Annotated in this window: 1 protein-coding gene; it reads left to right on the top strand. The window is 64.5% G+C overall.

Annotated elements, in window-relative coordinates; genetic code table 11:
* Window positions 1-290, top strand: a 290-nt coding sequence (locus tag EN846_RS34585; protein ID WP_189587222.1) for a succinylglutamate desuccinylase/aspartoacylase family protein, incomplete at both ends; no start/stop codon positions are given.

The following is a 290-nucleotide window of genomic DNA, read 5'->3' as shown; positions in this document are numbered from 1 at the left end:
GCTGCCGCGCGCGGATATCGTCTTCGACTTCCACTCCGGCGGAAAAACGCTGGATTTCGTGCCGTTCTGCGCCGCTCATACGCTCCCGGACAAGGAGCAGGAGAAAAACGCCTTCGCCGCCGTGGAGGCGTTCTCGGCGCCTTTCTCGATGCGCATGACCGAGATCGACGCGGTCGGCATGTATGACACTGCCGCCGAGGAGATGGGCAAGGTCTTCGTCACCACCGAGCTCGGCGGCGGCGGAACCTCTCGCGCAGAGACCGTGCGAATTGCCCGGCGCGGTATCCTCA

It is taken from the genome of Mesorhizobium sp. M4B.F.Ca.ET.203.01.1.1 (genome assembly GCF_004791025.1).
Lineage (GTDB): Bacteria > Pseudomonadota > Alphaproteobacteria > Rhizobiales > Rhizobiaceae > Mesorhizobium > Mesorhizobium abyssinicae.
This window is presented reverse-complemented; position numbering and strand designations above follow the sequence as displayed.